The following is a 15,350-nucleotide window of genomic DNA, read 5'->3' on the forward strand; positions in this document are numbered from 1 at the left end:
TGTTTATCAGCCGATCAGGCGGAAGAAGCGGTCTTCCAGCGCCGGATCGGTCTTGAACGCGCCGGTGAAACAGCGGGTAACACAGGACACGCCTGTCTTGTGGATGCCGCGGGTCGAAATGCACTGGTGTTCGGCATCGATCAGCACGGCCACGCCCTTGGGCTGCAGCACACGGTCGAGGGTCTGGGCGATCTGGTTGGTCAGGATCTCCTGGCTCTGCAGTCGCTTTGAATAGATGTCGGCCAAGCGGGCGAGCTTGGAAATGCCGACAACGCGGGTGTCCGGCAGGTAGGCGATATGGGCCTTGCCGATGATCGGGGCAACGTGATGCTCGCAATGGCTCTCGACGCGGATGTCCTTCATCAGCACGATATCGTCATAGCCTTCGACTTCCTCGAATGTGCGGGCGAGCACATCCTCCGCATCGAGATTGTATCCCTCGAACCAGTCGTCCCATGCCTTGACGAAGCGCTTGGGTGTGTCGAGCAGGCCCTCGCGGTCCGGGTTCTCGCCGATATAGGCAAGAAGCGTGCGCACGGCAGCTTCCGCTTCCTTGCGGCCCGGGCGCCGGGTGATGTCTTCAGCGAGCCTGGCAGCGCTGTCTTCCGCATTCTTGTCGGTCATGATTGCACCTTCAGCCATAGCTTTTCTCCTTGATCGATGTAACGAGATTGGCCATCTCGATGGCCGCCAGGGCGAACTCACGCCCCTTGTTGTCCTGTGCCGGATCAGCGCGGGTGACCGCCTGTTCGCGATTGTTGACCGTCAGTACCCCAAATATCACAGGCACGCCGCTCATTAGCGAGACATCGGTTATGCCGCGTGCGGCCTCGCCTGCGACATAGTCAAAATGGGGCGTGTCACCGCGAATGACGCAGCCGATCGCGATAATGGCATTGTAACGCGGTCCGCTGACCAGGGTCTTGCACGCCACAGGCAGCTCAAAAGCGCCGGGCACGATGAATTCCTCCACTGCGCCGGCGGATTGCGCCTTCAGTGTTTCCAGGCAGGAGGTTTTCAGCATGCCGATAATATCGTCATTCCAGCGGGTGGTGACGACGCCGAAGCGTTTGCCTTTGGCGTTGTGAACACCGTCTATCGCTTCCTGCAGGGACTGGTTGCGCATGTCGTTATCCTTGTGTCACTCAGCTGCAACTAGGGCATCCGTGCCCGTGGCGTGGACGTTTTCCATGCGGCGGCGGTATGCCTGAAGGTCGGCAACGGAAATGATCAGCATGCCGTGTTTCTCGGCGAACACTTCCAGTTCCGGCAGGCGGGCCATCGTGCCGTCATCATTCATGATCTCGCACAGCATGGCGCCGGGGCGCAGGCCGGCAAGGCGGGCCATGTCGACGCTCGCCTCGGTCTGGCCGTCACGCTCAAGCACGCCATTGTCGCGGGCGCGCAGCGGGAAGGTGTGGCCCGGCATGACGATGTCGGCGCGGGTCGAGGCCGGGTCGATCAGGGTCCTGATCGTATGGGCGCGGTCGGCGGCGGAAATGCCGGTGGACACGCCATGGGCAGCCTCGACGGATACGGTGAAGGGCGTGCCGAAGCCGGAACGGTTGTCCGCCTGCGGTACCATCAGCGGCAGGTCGAAATGCTCGATAATTTCGCCAGACAGCGAACAGCATATCAGGCCGCGGCCTTCCTTGGCCATGAAATTCACCGCTTCCGGCGTCACATGTTCGGCAGCCATGACGAGATCGCCTTCGTTCTCGCGGTCTTCATCATCAACGATGATGACCATCCTGCCGGCGCGAATTTCCTCGATGGCGTCTTCAATTCTGGCAAGTGGCATTACTGGCCTCCTTTGCTGGCAAGCTGTGTCTGGGATGGCGTGGCTGTGTGGCCCGCATTGGCAGCGACCAGCTTCTCCACATATTTGGCGATGATATCGACCTCGAGATTGACGAGGTCACCTGACTTCTTCCGTGGCAGGACGATCAGCTCCTGCGTGTGTGCGATGAGGGTGACATTGAACCAGTCGGCGCCGGTATCGACCACGGTCAGGCTGGTGCCGTCTATGGTGATATAGCCCTTGATAACGATGTACTTCATCAGCTCCGGGCTTGTGCGGATCGTCACCCACAGGGCGTCGGCGTCCTCGCGGAACTCGACGATCTCGCCGGTCGCATCGACATGGCCCTGTACGTAATGGCCGCCAAGGCGCGTCTGCGGCGTTGCCGAGCGCTCGAGATTGATGCGGTCGCCTTCGACCAGCTGGCCCAGCGATGTGCGCTTCAGTGTTTCCGGGGCTAGACCGACGGTGAACTCATCGTCTGAGAAATCGGTCACCGACAGGCACACGCCGTTGACGTTGATCGAGTCGCCGAACTTCACGCCATCCAGCACGACTTTCGCGCCGATGGTCAGAGTGAAGGAGTCAGCCGTTTTCACGATCGACCTGACCATGCCCATTTCCTCTACGAGACCTGTGAACATGCCGCCTCCTGTTTTTCGCGGGCGATCCGCCCACGGATGAGAAGGGTGCCGTCATGATGCTCGGTCACCGGCGCGGCCAGGCGGAAGGCATCCGCGATTTTCTCGCCGCCCGTACCGTTGATCGCGGGCTTGCCGCCACCGATGATGACGGGCGCGATGAAGGCCCAGACCTCGTCGACCAGACCCTCGTCGAAGAAAGCGCCGAGTACGGTGCCGCCGCCCTCGACCATCACGGACAGGAAGCCTTTGGACGCCAGCAGTTTCAGCACGTCGGACAGCGCCGGGCGGCCATTGGCGGCAGGTTTCAGGCGGATGACTTCGACGCCGCGATTCTCCAGTGCCTTCACTTTGAGCATCGGCATTGCGCCGGTGCTGATCACCATGGCCTTGCCGGGCGTTGTCGAGCGGAACACTTTTGCGTCCACCGGTACGCGTCCCCGGGAATCGAGAATGACGCGCACCGGGTGGCTTGCATCCTTGCGGCCTGCGGGCAGGGCCGGGCGGGCAGTCAGCGACGGATCGTCCTTTAGCACGGTCTCGGCCCCGACCAGGATGGCATCGGCGGCATGGCGCAGGTCGTGGGCGCGCAGGCGTGCAGCGTCCGACGTGATCCACTTGGAATCGCCGGTCTTCGTGGCGATGCGCCCGTCGAGGCTGGCGGCATATTTTGCGATTACATAGGGCAGGCCCGTGCGCTGGCGGTGCAGCCAGAAGCGGGCGAGTTCGCGGGCCTCCGGCTCACACAGCCCGCTTTCGACGCGGATACCGGCCTCGCGCAGGCGCTTTGCGCCACCGGCGGCCAGCGGATTGGGGTCCGCGACGGCATAGACGACATGGGCGATGCCGGCCTTCATTAGCGCTTCGGTGCACGGCCCGGTGCGGCCGGTGTGATTACAGGGCTCCAGCGTGACATAGGCGCTCGCGCCCTTCGCCTCCTCGCCGGCCTCGCGCAGGGCCGCAACCTCTGCATGGGCGCCGCCCGGGCGGGCATGAAAACCTTCGCCGATGATACGACCGTCCTTGACGATGACGCAGCCGACCATCGGGTTCGGAGAGGTGTATCCCTCCGCCCGTCTGGCGAGATCAATCGCGCGCATCATGTAGGAGCGGGTGTCGCCCATGAAAGCCTCTTTACTACAGTGCTTTCAGGGCGTGCCATGACAGTCAGGGCGCAAGGCGGGCGCGAGGGAAAACCCCGCAATACCAGCATGCACACCACGCCTTCTTCGGGCGTTGACTGCCATCGAACCTTCTACCATCCGGACTGTGACCGTCGGCTCTGGAGTCTCACCAGATCCTGCATCCGCGGGATTTCTCCCGTTTCCGCTCGCGGGCTGACTGGACGGGCTTGGGTACCAAACTCTCCAGATTACCGCCGGTGGGGACTTTCACCCCGCCCCGAAAGTTCATTTCTGACCGGGAATATAGGGACATGAGGCGGGCTTGGCAATATTGCCGGTCACACGTTGGGGTGGTAGCGTTTCCGGGAGGGACGTGGAGTTCGAGGGTATGAGTTTCTTCATTCAGTTTTTCCTGATGGTCATGCTGGTGATCCAGGGACATCAGGGGCAGCTGCCCGTGACTACCGATATGGCGAGGCAGCCTGATCACGAGGAAGCGCTGGCCGATTTCGAGCAAGCGGTCGAAGACAGGCTGTTCTGGAAAGCACTTCACTATGCGGGAAAGGCCTATAATCTCGCTTCCGAAGCTGATTTGCCGCCACAGGAAATGGCGCGCTATGCCACTGCCTTTGGCAACGCCAAGGCTGAAACCGGCGGATTTCACGATGCACGCGACCTGTTCGGCGAGTGTGCCGAGCTCCTTGCCGGGTTGAAGGATTTCACGGCCGAGCGTGCCTTTTGCATCCTGCGCAAAGGTGAGTTGACCGGCATCATGGGCGAGACTGAAGAAGGGCTGGCCCTGATCGACCAAGCGGTGAGGATTGCAGAGGCCGGCCCGCAAAGCCGGGAGGCGCGGCGCGTCAGTGTCCTCGCCCGGTTCATGGATATCGTTATCGCCTATGATGGCACCGTAATGGACGAGGACCATGAGCGCGCGCAATATGAAAAGGCGCTCGCGCTTCTGCCTGAACTGGAAGAGCTGATGGGAAAGGGCGAGAAACACCCGGCCTTCCTGCATGCGCTGATCGGAAGATATCTGTATGCGGAGGGAGAATTTCGCCAGGCCCTTGACCATCTGGTACCGGCGTTTGATGCTCTCGACCCTTATCCCAGCATGGGTGGTTTCACCTGGATCCTGCTGGAGGAGATCAAGGTCGCCGCGCAATGGCGCGTTGTTTCGCGTTATGATGATGCGCTGTATGTTCTCCATGATGGCTGTGCGACGCTGGACCGCAATGGGATCACCACGGTTTGTATCGAGCGCAGCTGGTATCCGCCGATCCCGCCGGAGGCGGTCGAGCGAAACCAGTTCGGTTTCGCCGAGCTGACCTATGATATCGATATAGAGGGTAAGCCGCATAATGTGCGTGTGCTGAGGAGCTGGCCGGAAGACTATTTCGGTGAGACGGCAGCCTGGTATCTGGGTGCGTGGACCTTCAAGCCGCCGGTGACCGATGAGGGTGAGGTGGTCGCCGTGACAGGCGTGAATGAATTTTTCACTTTCAACCCTGAGAAGCTGTATGATGAAGAGTACTGAATGGCGCAAGGTGCTGGCGGCGCTAACGCTCTCTATGCTGATGGTCGGGGTGCATGCCCGGGCGCAGGATGATGATGGCTCCTTCGCCTCTTCCTATCAGGCCTATATGCGGGCGGCGGAAAATGGGGACACAAAATCCATGGCCCGCTATGCCGGTGATGCCTATGAGCGGGCGCAAGAAGTGCTGGAGGCCGGCGACATCCAGCTTGGTTATCTCGCCGCGAATTATGCAGAGGCGCTGGTGCTGGATGACAAGTCGAGCCGGGCAGAGCCGGTTTTCAAGGACTGTATCGCCATCCTGAAAGACTATTTCCCGGAGACGGTGCCGGACGTGGCCTATTGCTGGGACGGTCTCGGCTGGTTCTATGTGAACCGCAGCGATCCGGATGAGGCGAAAGAGGCGTTCGAGAATGCGCTGACCGTCGCCGCGATGCTGCCGGACGATGCCGAGCTGCGAAAGTATCGGGCGGACGCGCATCTGGTGGCCGCGAACATCTATATGCCTCCGGGCGCGTACTATTTCAGGGACCGACTGGGAGAGCTATCACTGGAGCGGACCCGGTATCACGGCCAGCAGGCTGTCGCCTTGCTGCCTGAATTCTATGGCGATACATCGACAGCACTGGCAGCAGCGTGGATGCTTGTGGGACACGGTACTCCTGAGGAAGAAAGGGAGGAAGCAGCTGATGCCTATGGTAATGCGTGGCGTATGTATCGTGAGCTTGCAGGTGCTGAAGACCGGGAGACGATTGCCGCCTATGCCCGTTTTCGTGGCGCGAGTAACGATGTCTTTCGTGACGAGGATGCTCCGGACGACGAGGACCCGGCTTATCAGTGTGAATACACTCAACCCGATGGTACAATTATTACGGCTTGCATCAAAAAGCGTACCGAGCCTCGTTTTCCCAGCAATGTCAGAGATCTGGACGGCATTGTCGTCATAGAAATAATGTTTGATGTCGACGACACGGGTCAGGTACAGAACCAGCGCGTCATTTTCTCAAATCAGGATAAATTTATCCCCGCCTGTCTGACCGCGATGAGGACCTGGCGATATGAAAACCCGGTGAACGAAGCAGGCGAGTCCGTTTCCATCCGTGATCTAACGGTAACTTACAAGTTTCAGATCATGAATTGATCCCTGACTGCCCGCCCTATTGCCCACCCCCTTCCTATTGCTCAACAGGGCTGGATTGACTAAGCAGGGCGCTCACGCAAGTTACCCTGACGGGAAGCCGATCCATGGCCAAGAAACAGAAGGAATTCCGCCCCAAGGCGCGGGTGCCGCGCGGCTTTCGCGACCGGCTGGGCGAGGAGCTGATCGCCGAAAAGGCGATGCTTGAGCGCATCACCGACGTCTATGCCAGCTATGGCTTCGATCCGCTGGAGACGCCGGCCTTCGAATATACCGATGCGCTGGGCAAGTTCCTGCCCGATGTCGACCGGCCGAACCAGGGCGTGTTCTCGTTGCAGGACGATGACGAACAATGGATGAGCCTGCGCTATGACCTGACCGCGCCGCTTGCCAGATTTGTCGCAGAGAATTTCGACGGCCTCGCCAAGCCGTTCCGCCGCTATGCCGTTGGCCGTGTCTGGCGCAATGAAAAGCCGGGGCCGGGCCGCTTCCGCGAATTTACCCAGTGCGATGCCGACAGTGTCGGTGCGCCGGCGCCCCATGCCGATACCGAGATCGCAATGATGTTTGCCGATGCGGTCGAGGCGGCCGGTGTGCCGCGCGGCGACTATGTCATCCGCATTTCCGACCGCAAGTTGATGAACGGGCTGCTTGATGTTGCCGGATTGTCCGGTGAAGAACAGGCGGAGCAACGCCTTGTCACCCTGCGCGCCATGGACAAGCTCGACCGGCTTGGCGAGGAGGGCGTGCGCCAGCTGCTCGGCGAGGGCCGAAAGGACGAGAGCGGCGACTTCACCGATGGCGCGAAGCTTTCCGGCGACCAGGCCGATATCGTCATGGCGTTCATGGCTGCGACGAAAGGCTCCAACGAAGAGACCGTCAGTGCCCTGAAGGATATCATTGGCGCCAGCGAAGCGGGGCAGGCCGGGATCGCCGATATGGCGAGCATGGCGGAAACCCTGTCCGCACTCGGCTATGACGAGAAGAGAGTGCTGCTCGACATGTCGATCGTGCGCGGTCTTGAATATTATACAGGCCCCGTATTCGAGGCAGACCTGACTTTCGAGGTCGCTGATGAGAAAGGCCGTCCGGTCCGCTTCGGTTCCGTCGGTGGCGGCGGGCGCTATGACGATCTCGTCAAGCGCTTCAAGGGTCAGGAAGTGCCGGCGGTCGGCTGTTCCGTCGGTGTCTCGCGCTTGCTCTCCGCTTTGCAGGCGCGTGAAGGCGCGATGCCGAAAGCAACCGGTCCGGTCATCGTCACCGTCTTCGACAAGGCGCGCATGGCCGATTACCAGCTAATGGCCGCCGAGTTGCGGTCTGCCGGTATCCGGGCGGAGGTCTATCTCGGCGGATCGAATTTCGGCAAGCAGATGAAATATGCCGACAAGCGCGATGCGCCGGTTGCCATCATCCAGGGCGAGGATGAACGCGCCAATGGCGAGATCCAGCTGAAGGACCTGGTCCTTGGTGCGAAACTGTCCAAGGAGATCGAGGACAACAAGGCCTGGCGCGAGGACCAGCCGGCGCAATTCTCCGTGCCACGCGAAAAACTGGTCGAGGCCGTGCGCGAGGTTCTGGCGCGGCATTAGCCTGATCGCAGCCGACCCGGAATTGTCAGGTCCCGCTCTAGCCCTGAGGGCCGAAATACGTAATATTTTCAATCGGTACCGCTGTTGGTGCCAGTATCCCGGCCGTGCATCCCCCGAAATGCCGGCCGGTTCTGGGGCGAGAGTATTCTGGCATGAGTGCCACTCAGATATTGATGATGCCGGGCCGCCGGCTGGCCGTGTCCATGGGGCTCGGCCTCGCCATGATGGCGGGTTTCGTCTTTATGGTGCTGCAGGCCCCGGGCGACGCACTGTTCCGCTCGCCGCTCGAGCTCGATTCCAGCTTCTGGACGCAATTCATCACCGGTGCCGGTGCCTATCTTATCGGGGCGCTCGTCTGGTCTCTGCGCCCGCGAGACCTCGCGGCGATGTTGTTCGCGATCAGCGGCCTTGCGACGCTGATGTTCACCTTCGGCGCCGGCATCGGCAATTCGGTCATCGTGCCCTTGCCGGACTGGGCAGAGATCCTGTTCGTCCTGTTCAATGCCGGTGGCGCGTCATTGTTCGGGATCGTGATGATCGTCCTGTTTCTGGTTTACCCGGTCAGGTTGCCCCACTGGCGTCTATGGACGACACTGGTCGTCGGTGGTTTCGGCATCTGGACGCTGTTCGGGTTGACGATGATGTTCTCCGGCTCGACGCTTGTCCAGACGATCACCTTTACCGAGATGATCGGTATCTGCATCGTCGTCGCCCTGCAGATCAAGGCAACCGGTGGCCAGCCGCGGGAGCGTGCGATTGCCTGGTGGCTTGGCCTGTCGGTACTGTTCGGCGCCGGGCCGTTTATCGCGCTTGTCGCCATACCGAGCACGTTCGGTTTTGGGTCGCTGATGGAAGCACGCTATGCCTTCATCTTCTTCCTGCTGATCTATATCGGCCTTGCCGTCGGGTTGACCCGCTATCGCCTGTTCCAGCTGGGCGAGTGGGCGTTCCAGATCCTGTTCTACACGATCGGTGCCGCGCTGTTGCTTGTGCTCGATGCGGTTCTGCTGCTGGCCTTGCCGCTGGAACAGGGGCCGGCCTTCGGTCTTGCCATCTTCATCATCGCGGTCGCCTATCTTCCCCTGCGGGACTGGATTGGCCGTCAGGTCCTGCGGCGTGATGCGTCGAGCACTGAGGAATTGTTCCGCGCCGTTGTCGATGTCGCCTTCGAGCCCAATGCCGAACAACGGGCCGCCGCATGGCAGCAATTGTTCCGCCGACATTTTCTCGTACTGGAATGCGAGACAGCCGATATCAGTCAGGGCGAGCCGGAAATCAGGGAAGACGGCCTGGCGCTTGCCTTGCCAGCCATGAAGGGACTTCCCGGCCTGCTGCTGCGCTATCCTTGGGAGGGGCGCGGGCTGTTTGCGCCACGGCATCGCGAGACAGCCTATCAGCTGATGCGCCTGATGCTGCAGGCCGAGGAAAGCCGCGTTGCCTATGATCGTGGCATGCAGGAGGAGCGCACGCGCATCGCCCGCGACATGCATGACAATATCGGCTCGCAATTGCTCAGTGCCCTGCACAGCCAGTCTGGGCCGCGCAAGGACGTGCTGATCCGTGAAACGCTGACCGATTTGCGTGACATCATCAACAATGCCGGTGGAGAGGAGGCTTCGCTCGATGAAGCGCTCGCCGACCTGCGCGCCGAAACGGCAGAGCGGGCAGAGGCGGCAGGCCTGGCCCTCGACTGGCACAGCGATATTGCAGATGATGTGCAGATGACACCACAGGCGATACATGCCCTGCGTTCCGTTATTCGCGAAACCGTCAGCAATACGATAAAGTATGCGGGCGCCCGCCGCGTCGGCGTGTCGATCATGCAGGTGAACGGGTCGATCAGCGTAACGCTGAGTGATGACGGCAAGGGGTTCGATCCGCAGACCATCGTGCCGGGCAATGGCCTGAAAAACATCGCCGATCGTATTGCCGGACTGGGGGGCACGTCATCAATCGGCTCCAGCGAGGGCGGAACAACCATCGCAGCGCAGGTGCCGGTGCCTGCCTCAACAGGTATGAAGAAAGAGATCGAGGCATGAAGAAAGTCCTGATCCTCGAAGACCTGGTCGATACGCGTCGCTGGCTTTGTGAACTGGCACGGCAGGCCGTCGGCGCCTGCGCCATATCGGAAGCCGGTGACATCCGCACGGCCCTTCAGCTTGTTCGTGAGGAAACTTTTGACCTCGCCCTGATCGACCTTGGCCTGCCGGATGGCTCGGGACTGGATGTAATCCGTGCCGTGACGGAAAAGAACGGGGACACTATCCCCATCGTCATGACGGTAATCGGTGAGGATGCCTCCGTCGTCGCGGCGCTGGCCGCCGGGGCGCAGGGCTATCTGCTGAAGGATACCGATGAAGGCCTGCTCGGCCGTCAGCTGTCGCAATATGCCGATGGCGTGCCGCTGCTGTCGCCTGCCATAGCCCGGCGCATCGTGACCCATTTCCGTGAGACCGGCCCGGCCGCCGAAGAAGATGGCACCTTGACCGACCGGGAGAAAAGCGTGCTGGCACTCATCGGCAGGGGTCTCAGGAATGCCGATGTCGCCATCCATCTAGGCGTGGCGGAAAGCACTGTCGCCAGCCACATCAAGTCCGTTTACCGCAAGCTCGGTATCTCTTCCCGGGCAGAAGCGTCATGGCATGCGACACGTCTGGGCTTGCGCCCCGATAGCGGTGACAGGGGTGGTAACGAGGATTGATACCCTTCTCCCCCATTCGGGGGATGTTCCGCCACCGGAAAATAACGCACAGTCACATCACGCTTTCGGGGGAGAGCGTACCTATCGAATGTCCCGGCAATGGCCGCCCCAGGCAGTTGCCGGGATATTCGTTTGAGGGGAGGTGTTAGCTGCCGACCCGCTCCAGCACACCGACGCGGATGCCATCGAAAATGTATTGCGTCGACAACGCCATCAGCAGCATGCCGAGCAGGCGGGAAATCATGTTCATGCCCGTGCGCCCGAGCGCAGAAGAGATTCGCGCGGCAAAGCTCATGAAGGCAAAGCCGACGATCAGCGTGACATAGACAGAGGCGAGGACACCGGCGACGGCGGCCATCTGATTGACCGAATCGGCAAAGCGCTCGCGATTGTCGCCCATCAGCAGCATGACGGTCGCGATGGCACCCGGGCCGGCGAGCAGCGGCAGGGCAATGGGGTAGAACGCGATATTGTCCCGAGAGGACGCTTTCGGGCCGGGGCGTTTGGCGTCCATCTCCTCGTCCGGGTCGAAGAACATGCGGAAACCCATGAGGAACAGCAGGAGGCCGCCGGCGGCGCGGAACGCGGCCATGGTGATGCCGAGATGGTGCAGCATGAACTGGCCGAAGAAGGCAAAGAAGGTCAGCACACCGGCAGCGATGATCGCCGCGGACAGGGCGATCATGCGCTGCCGTTTCGGCTCTTCATGGCGCGTCAGCGAGGCAAAGATCGGCGTTACCATGACCGGATCGATCACGATGAACAGCGTCACAAAGGCCGCGACAAAAGATGTCAGAAAGGCTGTCAGCATGGGCGAGGCCCTTACGCCCCTTTATCGGGGAAGTCCACACACCGTGGCAGAATATTTCAAAAGATCGACAGGATATCTTTGAGTGGTTTCTTCTTCAGCGCATGGGCGGGCACGGTGGCGTCGCCTGCCGGCTTGCCGACCACAAGGATCAGATAGGGCTTTTCCGTATCCGGCCTTTTCAGGATCCTGTTGAGGAAACTCATCGGGTTCGGCGTGTGGGTCAGCGTTGCGAGGCCTGCCATGTGCAGCGCGGTGATCAGCATGCCCGTCGCGATGCCGACGCTTTCGTGGATGTAGTAGTTCTTGCGGGTCTCGCCTGCCTCCACGCCGCCGCGGCGCTGGGCGAAGATGCAGATCAGCCATGGCGCGTCGGTCAGGTGTTCCTTCGTGGCATCAGTGCCAATGGGGGCGAGGGCATCGAGCCATTCGGCGCCGGCGCGGCCCTCATAGAAGGCGCGCTCTTCCTCTTCGGCGGCGTCACGGATCTGGGCCTTGATATCCGCTTCGCCTACCAGCGCGAAATGCCATGGCTGGTGGTTGGCGCCGGACGGGGCAGTGCCCGCTGCGGCGATACAGGCCTCGAGAATGTCCTGCGCGACCGGCTCGGTCGAGAAATCCCGGATCGAATGGCGGCGGCGGATCTGTGCAAGAAACGCCTCTGCCTTCGTGCGCATGTCAGTCTCGGATAAATCCTGCCAGTCGCCCAGCTCAACAAGAGGAATGTGTTTTTCGTCGGCCATGTTTGTTGATCCGGTAACGGCTGAGTATCGGCCCATCCTAGACTGTCTGGCCGGGAAGTGAACAAGCACGGCTCAGAAGCGTTCTGCATGCATGGAAAACAGTGATACGCCCGCTCCCAAGCTCTCCCGTTCCATTTCCCTGCCCTGGCTCGTCTTTTATGGTGTCGGCACGATCCTGGGGGCGGGCATATTCGTCGTTATCGGCAAGGTGATCGGCGAGGCGGGGGCTCTGACCCCGATAGCCTATCTCATTGCCGGTCTCGTCGCCTTCGCTACGGCGCTCTCCTATGCCGAAATCGCGGCGCGCATCCCCACAGCCGGCGGTCCGATTGACTATGTCGAGCGGGCGTCGGGCCTGAAGCATCTGGGCTCGCTTGCCGGCTGGGGGCTGGTGGCGGCGAACACTGTTTCAGCCGCGACCATCACCAGCGGTTTCATCGGCTATCTCGGCGTCTTCATCGACTTGCCGGACTGGCTTGTGGCGATCGGTATCATCATCGCGCTCGCGTCTCTTGCCGCGGTGGGAATGAAGGCGAGCACCATGTTCATGGCCATGACGACGATCATCGGCATGGTGACGCTGGTCGCCGTAGTCTGGGCCGTGCGCGACGGGCTCGCCGCAACACCGGTCATGCTGGCAGAAGAACTGGGCGGCATTTCGAGCATGGCAGCAATCGGCCTGTTCGGCGGGACGTTCCTTGCGCTTTATTCCTTCATCGGTTTCGGCGACATGGTGCTGACCGCGGAAGAAGTGAAAAAGGTCGAGAAGACCCTGCCGCGCGCCATCGTCATCGCCTTTGCTATCGTCTTTGTCTTCTATCTGCTGGTTTCTTCGGCAGTGGTCGGAGCCGGCCCGACCGAACAAATCGCCGAGGCGGAAGCCCCGCTGGTCGCGGTGGTCGAGCGTGCAGGCTGGCCCGCCTGGCCGGTCGGCATCGCCAGCCTGTTCATCATCGTCAATGGTGCGCTGACGCAGATCATCGGCGCGGCGCGGCTGCTGATGGATATCGGCCGCGACGGGCGCGGGGCGCCGGGTGTGTTCGGCCAGATCAACCAGCGCACGGGCACGCCCGTGGTCGCGACAATAGCCATCGGTACTATCGTGATGCTGCTCGCCGTCTTCGTGCCGCTGAAACAGCTGGCCGAAGCGACCAGCCTGATCATTCTCATCGTCTTTGCTGCAGTGAATCTGTCCTTGCTTGCGTTAAAAGCCAAATCCCAGCCCGACGGGGTGCCGAACATGTGGATCGGTGTACCGATCATCGGCGCAGTAACAAGTGCCGGTGCGGTGGCGACGCAAATCTTGTTGTGGGTTTCGTGAGGCCTCTGGCCTATCGCCTGCCGAACAGGCGTTCAATGTCGGCGAGCTTCAGCTCGACATAGGTCGGGCGGCCATGATTGCATTGTCCGGAATGGGGGGTTGCCTCCATCTGACGCAGGAGGGCGTTCATTTCTTCCGTGGTCAGACGGCGCCCGGCACGGACGGAGCCGCGACAGGCCATGTTGCCGCAAATCTCCTGCAGTTTCTCTTTCAGGGCCAGCCCTTCGCCGAGCGAGGAGATTTCCTCGGCTAGCGAGCGAACCATGCCCTGTACGTCCGTCTTACCCAAGAGGGCTGGCGTTTCGCGCACGATGACCGCGCCGTCGCCAAACGGTTCCAGCTTCAGGCCAAGCTCTGCGAATTCCCCGGCTCGCTCGGTCAGGGCATCGGCCTCTGCCTGATCGAGTTCCACGACTTCCGGGATCAGCAGCCCTTGGCTGGCGACACCGCCCTGGGCCAGCGCCTTTTTCATGCGCTCATAGACGAGGCGTTCATGGGCGGCATGCTGGTCGACGATGACGAGGCCATCCTGTGTCTGCGCGACAATATAAGTCTCGTGCAGCTGGGCGCGCGCCGCGCCGAGGGGGTAATTCCTTGGTGGCTCTTGCGGGGCGTGTTCCGGCTCCGGCTCATGGCGGGCGGTGGGCGTGTCAAACCCTGAAAAGCTCTCTCCGCTTTCCTCTGCTCCGCCTGCAGGGGCATAACTCTCCGCAAACGGATTGTCGCGGTTGAAGTCATCACGCCGGAAGCTTTGCGGGCTGGCGCCGCTGTAGCGCTGTTGCGGCTGGTAGCTGCCCTGAAGGGGGGCTGCACTCTGCTGGCCTTCCGTCTGCATACGGCCAAGCGCATAACCTGCGACGGTGGTCGAGGCGCGGTGGCCGGCCTCTGCCAGCGCATGACGCAGGGCAGAAACGATCAGCCCCCTTACCATCCCGGCATCGCGGAAGCGTACTTCCGTTTTCGCCGGGTGCACGTTCACATCGACCTGGGATGGCGGCATGTCGAGAAACAGAGTCACGGCGGGGTGCCGGTCGCGGGCGAGGAAGTCGGCATAGGCGCCGCGGATCGCGCCGATGATCAGCCGGTCCTTCACCGGGCGGCCATTGACGAACAGGAACTGCTTGTCGGGCAGGCCGCGGTTGAAGGTCGGCAGCCCGGCAAAGCCCGTCAGCCGGACATCCTCGCGGGTGGTGTCGAGGGCCAGCGCATTGTCGCCAAAATCACGGCCCATCACGGCGGCCTGGCGGGCGAGCGCGCCCTCCCGCGTGTCAGGCTCGGCCTTGTAGTCGAACATCTTCCGGCCGTTGGACGACAGGGCAAAGCCGACATCATGGCGGGCCATGGCGAGCTTCTTCAGCACTTCGGAGATCGCCATCGTCTCGGCCCGGTCGGTCTTGAGGAATTTCAGGCGAGCGGGTGTCGCGTAGAAAAGATCGCGCACCTCGATCCGCGTGCCGTGACCGGCGAAGGCTGCAGGCGCGGGGCCATCGAGCTTGCCGCCGTGCACGGAGAGTTTCGCCGCGTTCAGCCCCTCGGGTCGCGACAGGATATCCAGCCGGGCAACGGCGCCGATGGAGGGCAGCGCCTCGCCGCGAAAGCCCATGGTAGCGATATTGGTCAGGTCGTAGTCGCCGGCATCGGACGGGGCGAGCTTCGACGTCGCATGCCGTTCGATCGCCAGCAGCATCGAAGCTTCGTCCATGCCGCAGCCATTGTCGGTGACGCTCATCGACGCCTTGCCACCATCGCGAATGTCGATCTCTATCCGCGTCGCCCCGGCATCTAGGGAGTTCTCGACCAGTTCCTTGATCACCGCCGCCGGTCGCTCGATGACCTCGCCTGCGGCGATGCGGTTGACGGCATCTGGCGGCAGGCGGTGGATCGCCGGGCGGGGATTGTCGGACTTTCGGGCAGTGGCACTCATCAGGCCATTATGCGCCCCGGGACTGA

The 15,350-nt window shown here is 61.7% G+C and carries 14 protein-coding genes and 1 riboswitch; of the genes, 6 read left to right on the forward strand and 8 right to left on the reverse strand.

Annotated features, from left to right (window positions below; translation table 11 throughout):
- Positions 1-6: 6 nt before the first annotated feature.
- The 5 genes from folE to ribD are packed head-to-tail and all read right to left on the reverse strand — an operon-like array spanning position 7 to position 3,566.
- On the reverse strand, positions 7-642 hold the full coding sequence (gene folE / locus FF098_RS11825) for a GTP cyclohydrolase I FolE (RefSeq protein WP_188544105.1): 636 nt from the start codon (positions 640-642) through the stop codon (positions 7-9).
- Positions 635-1,126 carry a 6,7-dimethyl-8-ribityllumazine synthase gene (gene ribH, locus FF098_RS11830; protein ID WP_155140731.1) on the reverse strand — a complete coding sequence of 164 codons (492 nt, stop codon included), beginning with the start codon at positions 1,124-1,126 and terminating at the stop codon, positions 635-637. Before ribH ends, folE begins: the two co-directional genes overlap by 8 nt.
- A 15-nt stretch (positions 1,127-1,141) precedes the next feature.
- Complete coding sequence (gene ribB, locus FF098_RS11835; protein WP_155140733.1) at positions 1,142-1,801, reverse strand: 3,4-dihydroxy-2-butanone-4-phosphate synthase; 660 nt, start codon at positions 1,799-1,801, stop codon at positions 1,142-1,144.
- Positions 1,801-2,445 carry a riboflavin synthase gene (ribE, locus tag FF098_RS11840; protein ID WP_155140735.1) on the reverse strand — a complete coding sequence of 215 codons (645 nt, stop codon included), beginning with the start codon at positions 2,443-2,445 and terminating at the stop codon, positions 1,801-1,803. The genes ribB and ribE overlap by 1 nt, the downstream gene beginning before the upstream one ends.
- Positions 2,427-3,566, reverse strand: coding sequence for a bifunctional diaminohydroxyphosphoribosylaminopyrimidine deaminase/5-amino-6-(5-phosphoribosylamino)uracil reductase RibD (gene ribD / locus FF098_RS11845; RefSeq protein ID WP_155140737.1), 1,140 nt, complete (start codon positions 3,564-3,566; stop codon positions 2,427-2,429). The genes ribE and ribD overlap by 19 nt, the downstream gene beginning before the upstream one ends.
- 122 nt (positions 3,567-3,688) lie before the next feature.
- Positions 3,689-3,855, reverse strand: a riboswitch (FMN riboswitch).
- Between the two features lie 99 nt (positions 3,856-3,954).
- Here ribD and FF098_RS11850 point away from each other — a divergent pair.
- The 5 genes from FF098_RS11850 to FF098_RS11870 all read left to right on the forward strand — a co-directional run bounded on the left by FF098_RS11850 (position 3,955) and on the right by FF098_RS11870 (position 10,528).
- Positions 3,955-5,103 (forward strand): energy transducer TonB, encoded by a 1,149-nt coding sequence (locus FF098_RS11850; protein WP_155140739.1) that lies wholly within the window; start codon positions 3,955-3,957, stop codon positions 5,101-5,103.
- The gene (locus FF098_RS11855; protein ID WP_155140741.1) at positions 5,087-6,241 is read left to right on the forward strand and encodes a hypothetical protein; all 1,155 of its coding nucleotides are present in this window, start codon (positions 5,087-5,089) and stop codon (positions 6,239-6,241) included. Before FF098_RS11850 ends, FF098_RS11855 begins: the two co-directional genes overlap by 17 nt.
- A 104-nt stretch (positions 6,242-6,345) precedes the next feature.
- Positions 6,346-7,827 carry a histidine--tRNA ligase gene (gene hisS, locus FF098_RS11860; protein ID WP_155140743.1) on the forward strand — a complete coding sequence of 494 codons (1,482 nt, stop codon included), beginning with the start codon at positions 6,346-6,348 and terminating at the stop codon, positions 7,825-7,827.
- A 152-nt stretch (positions 7,828-7,979) separates the two neighbouring features.
- Positions 7,980-9,866, forward strand: a complete 1,887-nt coding sequence (locus FF098_RS11865) for a sensor histidine kinase (protein WP_155140745.1) — start codon at positions 7,980-7,982, stop codon at positions 9,864-9,866.
- Complete coding sequence (locus FF098_RS11870; protein WP_155140747.1) at positions 9,863-10,528, forward strand: response regulator; 666 nt, start codon at positions 9,863-9,865, stop codon at positions 10,526-10,528. The genes FF098_RS11865 and FF098_RS11870 overlap by 4 nt, the downstream gene beginning before the upstream one ends.
- Before the next feature lie 145 nt (positions 10,529-10,673).
- Here FF098_RS11870 and FF098_RS11875 read toward each other — a convergent pair whose 3' ends face one another.
- Both FF098_RS11875 and FF098_RS11880 read right to left on the reverse strand, forming a co-directional pair.
- Positions 10,674-11,339 (reverse strand): MarC family protein, encoded by a 666-nt coding sequence (locus FF098_RS11875; RefSeq protein ID WP_155140749.1) that lies wholly within the window; start codon positions 11,337-11,339, stop codon positions 10,674-10,676.
- A 56-nt stretch (positions 11,340-11,395) separates the two neighbouring features.
- Positions 11,396-12,079: a nitroreductase family protein gene (locus FF098_RS11880; protein WP_155140750.1), complete on the reverse strand. Its 684-nt coding sequence runs from the start codon at positions 12,077-12,079 to the stop codon at positions 11,396-11,398.
- Between the two features lie 91 nt (positions 12,080-12,170).
- On the opposite strand from FF098_RS11880, the gene FF098_RS11885 reads away from it, so the two are divergent.
- The gene (locus tag FF098_RS11885) at positions 12,171-13,400 is read left to right on the forward strand and encodes an APC family permease (RefSeq protein WP_155140752.1); all 1,230 of its coding nucleotides are present in this window, start codon (positions 12,171-12,173) and stop codon (positions 13,398-13,400) included.
- Between the two features lie 10 nt (positions 13,401-13,410).
- Here the strand turns inward: FF098_RS11885 and mutL are convergent, their stop codons facing one another.
- Positions 13,411-15,324, reverse strand: a complete 1,914-nt coding sequence (gene mutL, locus FF098_RS11890; RefSeq protein WP_155140754.1) for a DNA mismatch repair endonuclease MutL — start codon at positions 15,322-15,324, stop codon at positions 13,411-13,413.
- Positions 15,325-15,350: the final 26 nt, after the last annotated feature.

It is taken from the genome of Aquisalinus luteolus (genome assembly GCF_009712425.2).
Taxonomy (GTDB): Bacteria; Pseudomonadota; Alphaproteobacteria; order Caulobacterales; family Parvularculaceae; genus Aquisalinus; species Aquisalinus luteolus.

What these genes read in the sequence shown, in the direction of transcription:
- folE (WP_188544105.1), bottom strand. Translation starts at nt 642, where the DNA reads ATGGCTGAAGGTGCAATCATGACCGACAAGAATGCGGAAGACAGCGCT.
- ribH (WP_155140731.1), bottom strand. Translation starts at nt 1,126, where the DNA reads ATGCGCAACCAGTCCCTGCAGGAAGCGATAGACGGTGTTCACAACGCC.
- ribB (WP_155140733.1), bottom strand. Translation starts at nt 1,801, where the DNA reads ATGCCACTTGCCAGAATTGAAGACGCCATCGAGGAAATTCGCGCCGGC.
- ribE (WP_155140735.1), bottom strand. Translation starts at nt 2,445, where the DNA reads ATGTTCACAGGTCTCGTAGAGGAAATGGGCATGGTCAGGTCGATCGTG.
- ribD (WP_155140737.1), bottom strand. Translation starts at nt 3,566, where the DNA reads ATGGGCGACACCCGCTCCTACATGATGCGCGCGATTGATCTCGCCAGA.
- FF098_RS11850 (WP_155140739.1), top strand. Translation starts at nt 3,955, where the DNA reads ATGAGTTTCTTCATTCAGTTTTTCCTGATGGTCATGCTGGTGATCCAG.
- FF098_RS11855 (WP_155140741.1), top strand. Translation starts at nt 5,087, where the DNA reads ATGATGAAGAGTACTGAATGGCGCAAGGTGCTGGCGGCGCTAACGCTC.
- hisS (WP_155140743.1), top strand. Translation starts at nt 6,346, where the DNA reads ATGGCCAAGAAACAGAAGGAATTCCGCCCCAAGGCGCGGGTGCCGCGC.
- FF098_RS11865 (WP_155140745.1), top strand. Translation starts at nt 7,980, where the DNA reads ATGAGTGCCACTCAGATATTGATGATGCCGGGCCGCCGGCTGGCCGTG.
- FF098_RS11870 (WP_155140747.1), top strand. Translation starts at nt 9,863, where the DNA reads ATGAAGAAAGTCCTGATCCTCGAAGACCTGGTCGATACGCGTCGCTGG.
- FF098_RS11875 (WP_155140749.1), bottom strand. Translation starts at nt 11,339, where the DNA reads ATGCTGACAGCCTTTCTGACATCTTTTGTCGCGGCCTTTGTGACGCTG.
- FF098_RS11880 (WP_155140750.1), bottom strand. Translation starts at nt 12,079, where the DNA reads ATGGCCGACGAAAAACACATTCCTCTTGTTGAGCTGGGCGACTGGCAG.
- FF098_RS11885 (WP_155140752.1), top strand. Translation starts at nt 12,171, where the DNA reads ATGGAAAACAGTGATACGCCCGCTCCCAAGCTCTCCCGTTCCATTTCC.
- mutL (WP_155140754.1), bottom strand. Translation starts at nt 15,324, where the DNA reads ATGAGTGCCACTGCCCGAAAGTCCGACAATCCCCGCCCGGCGATCCAC.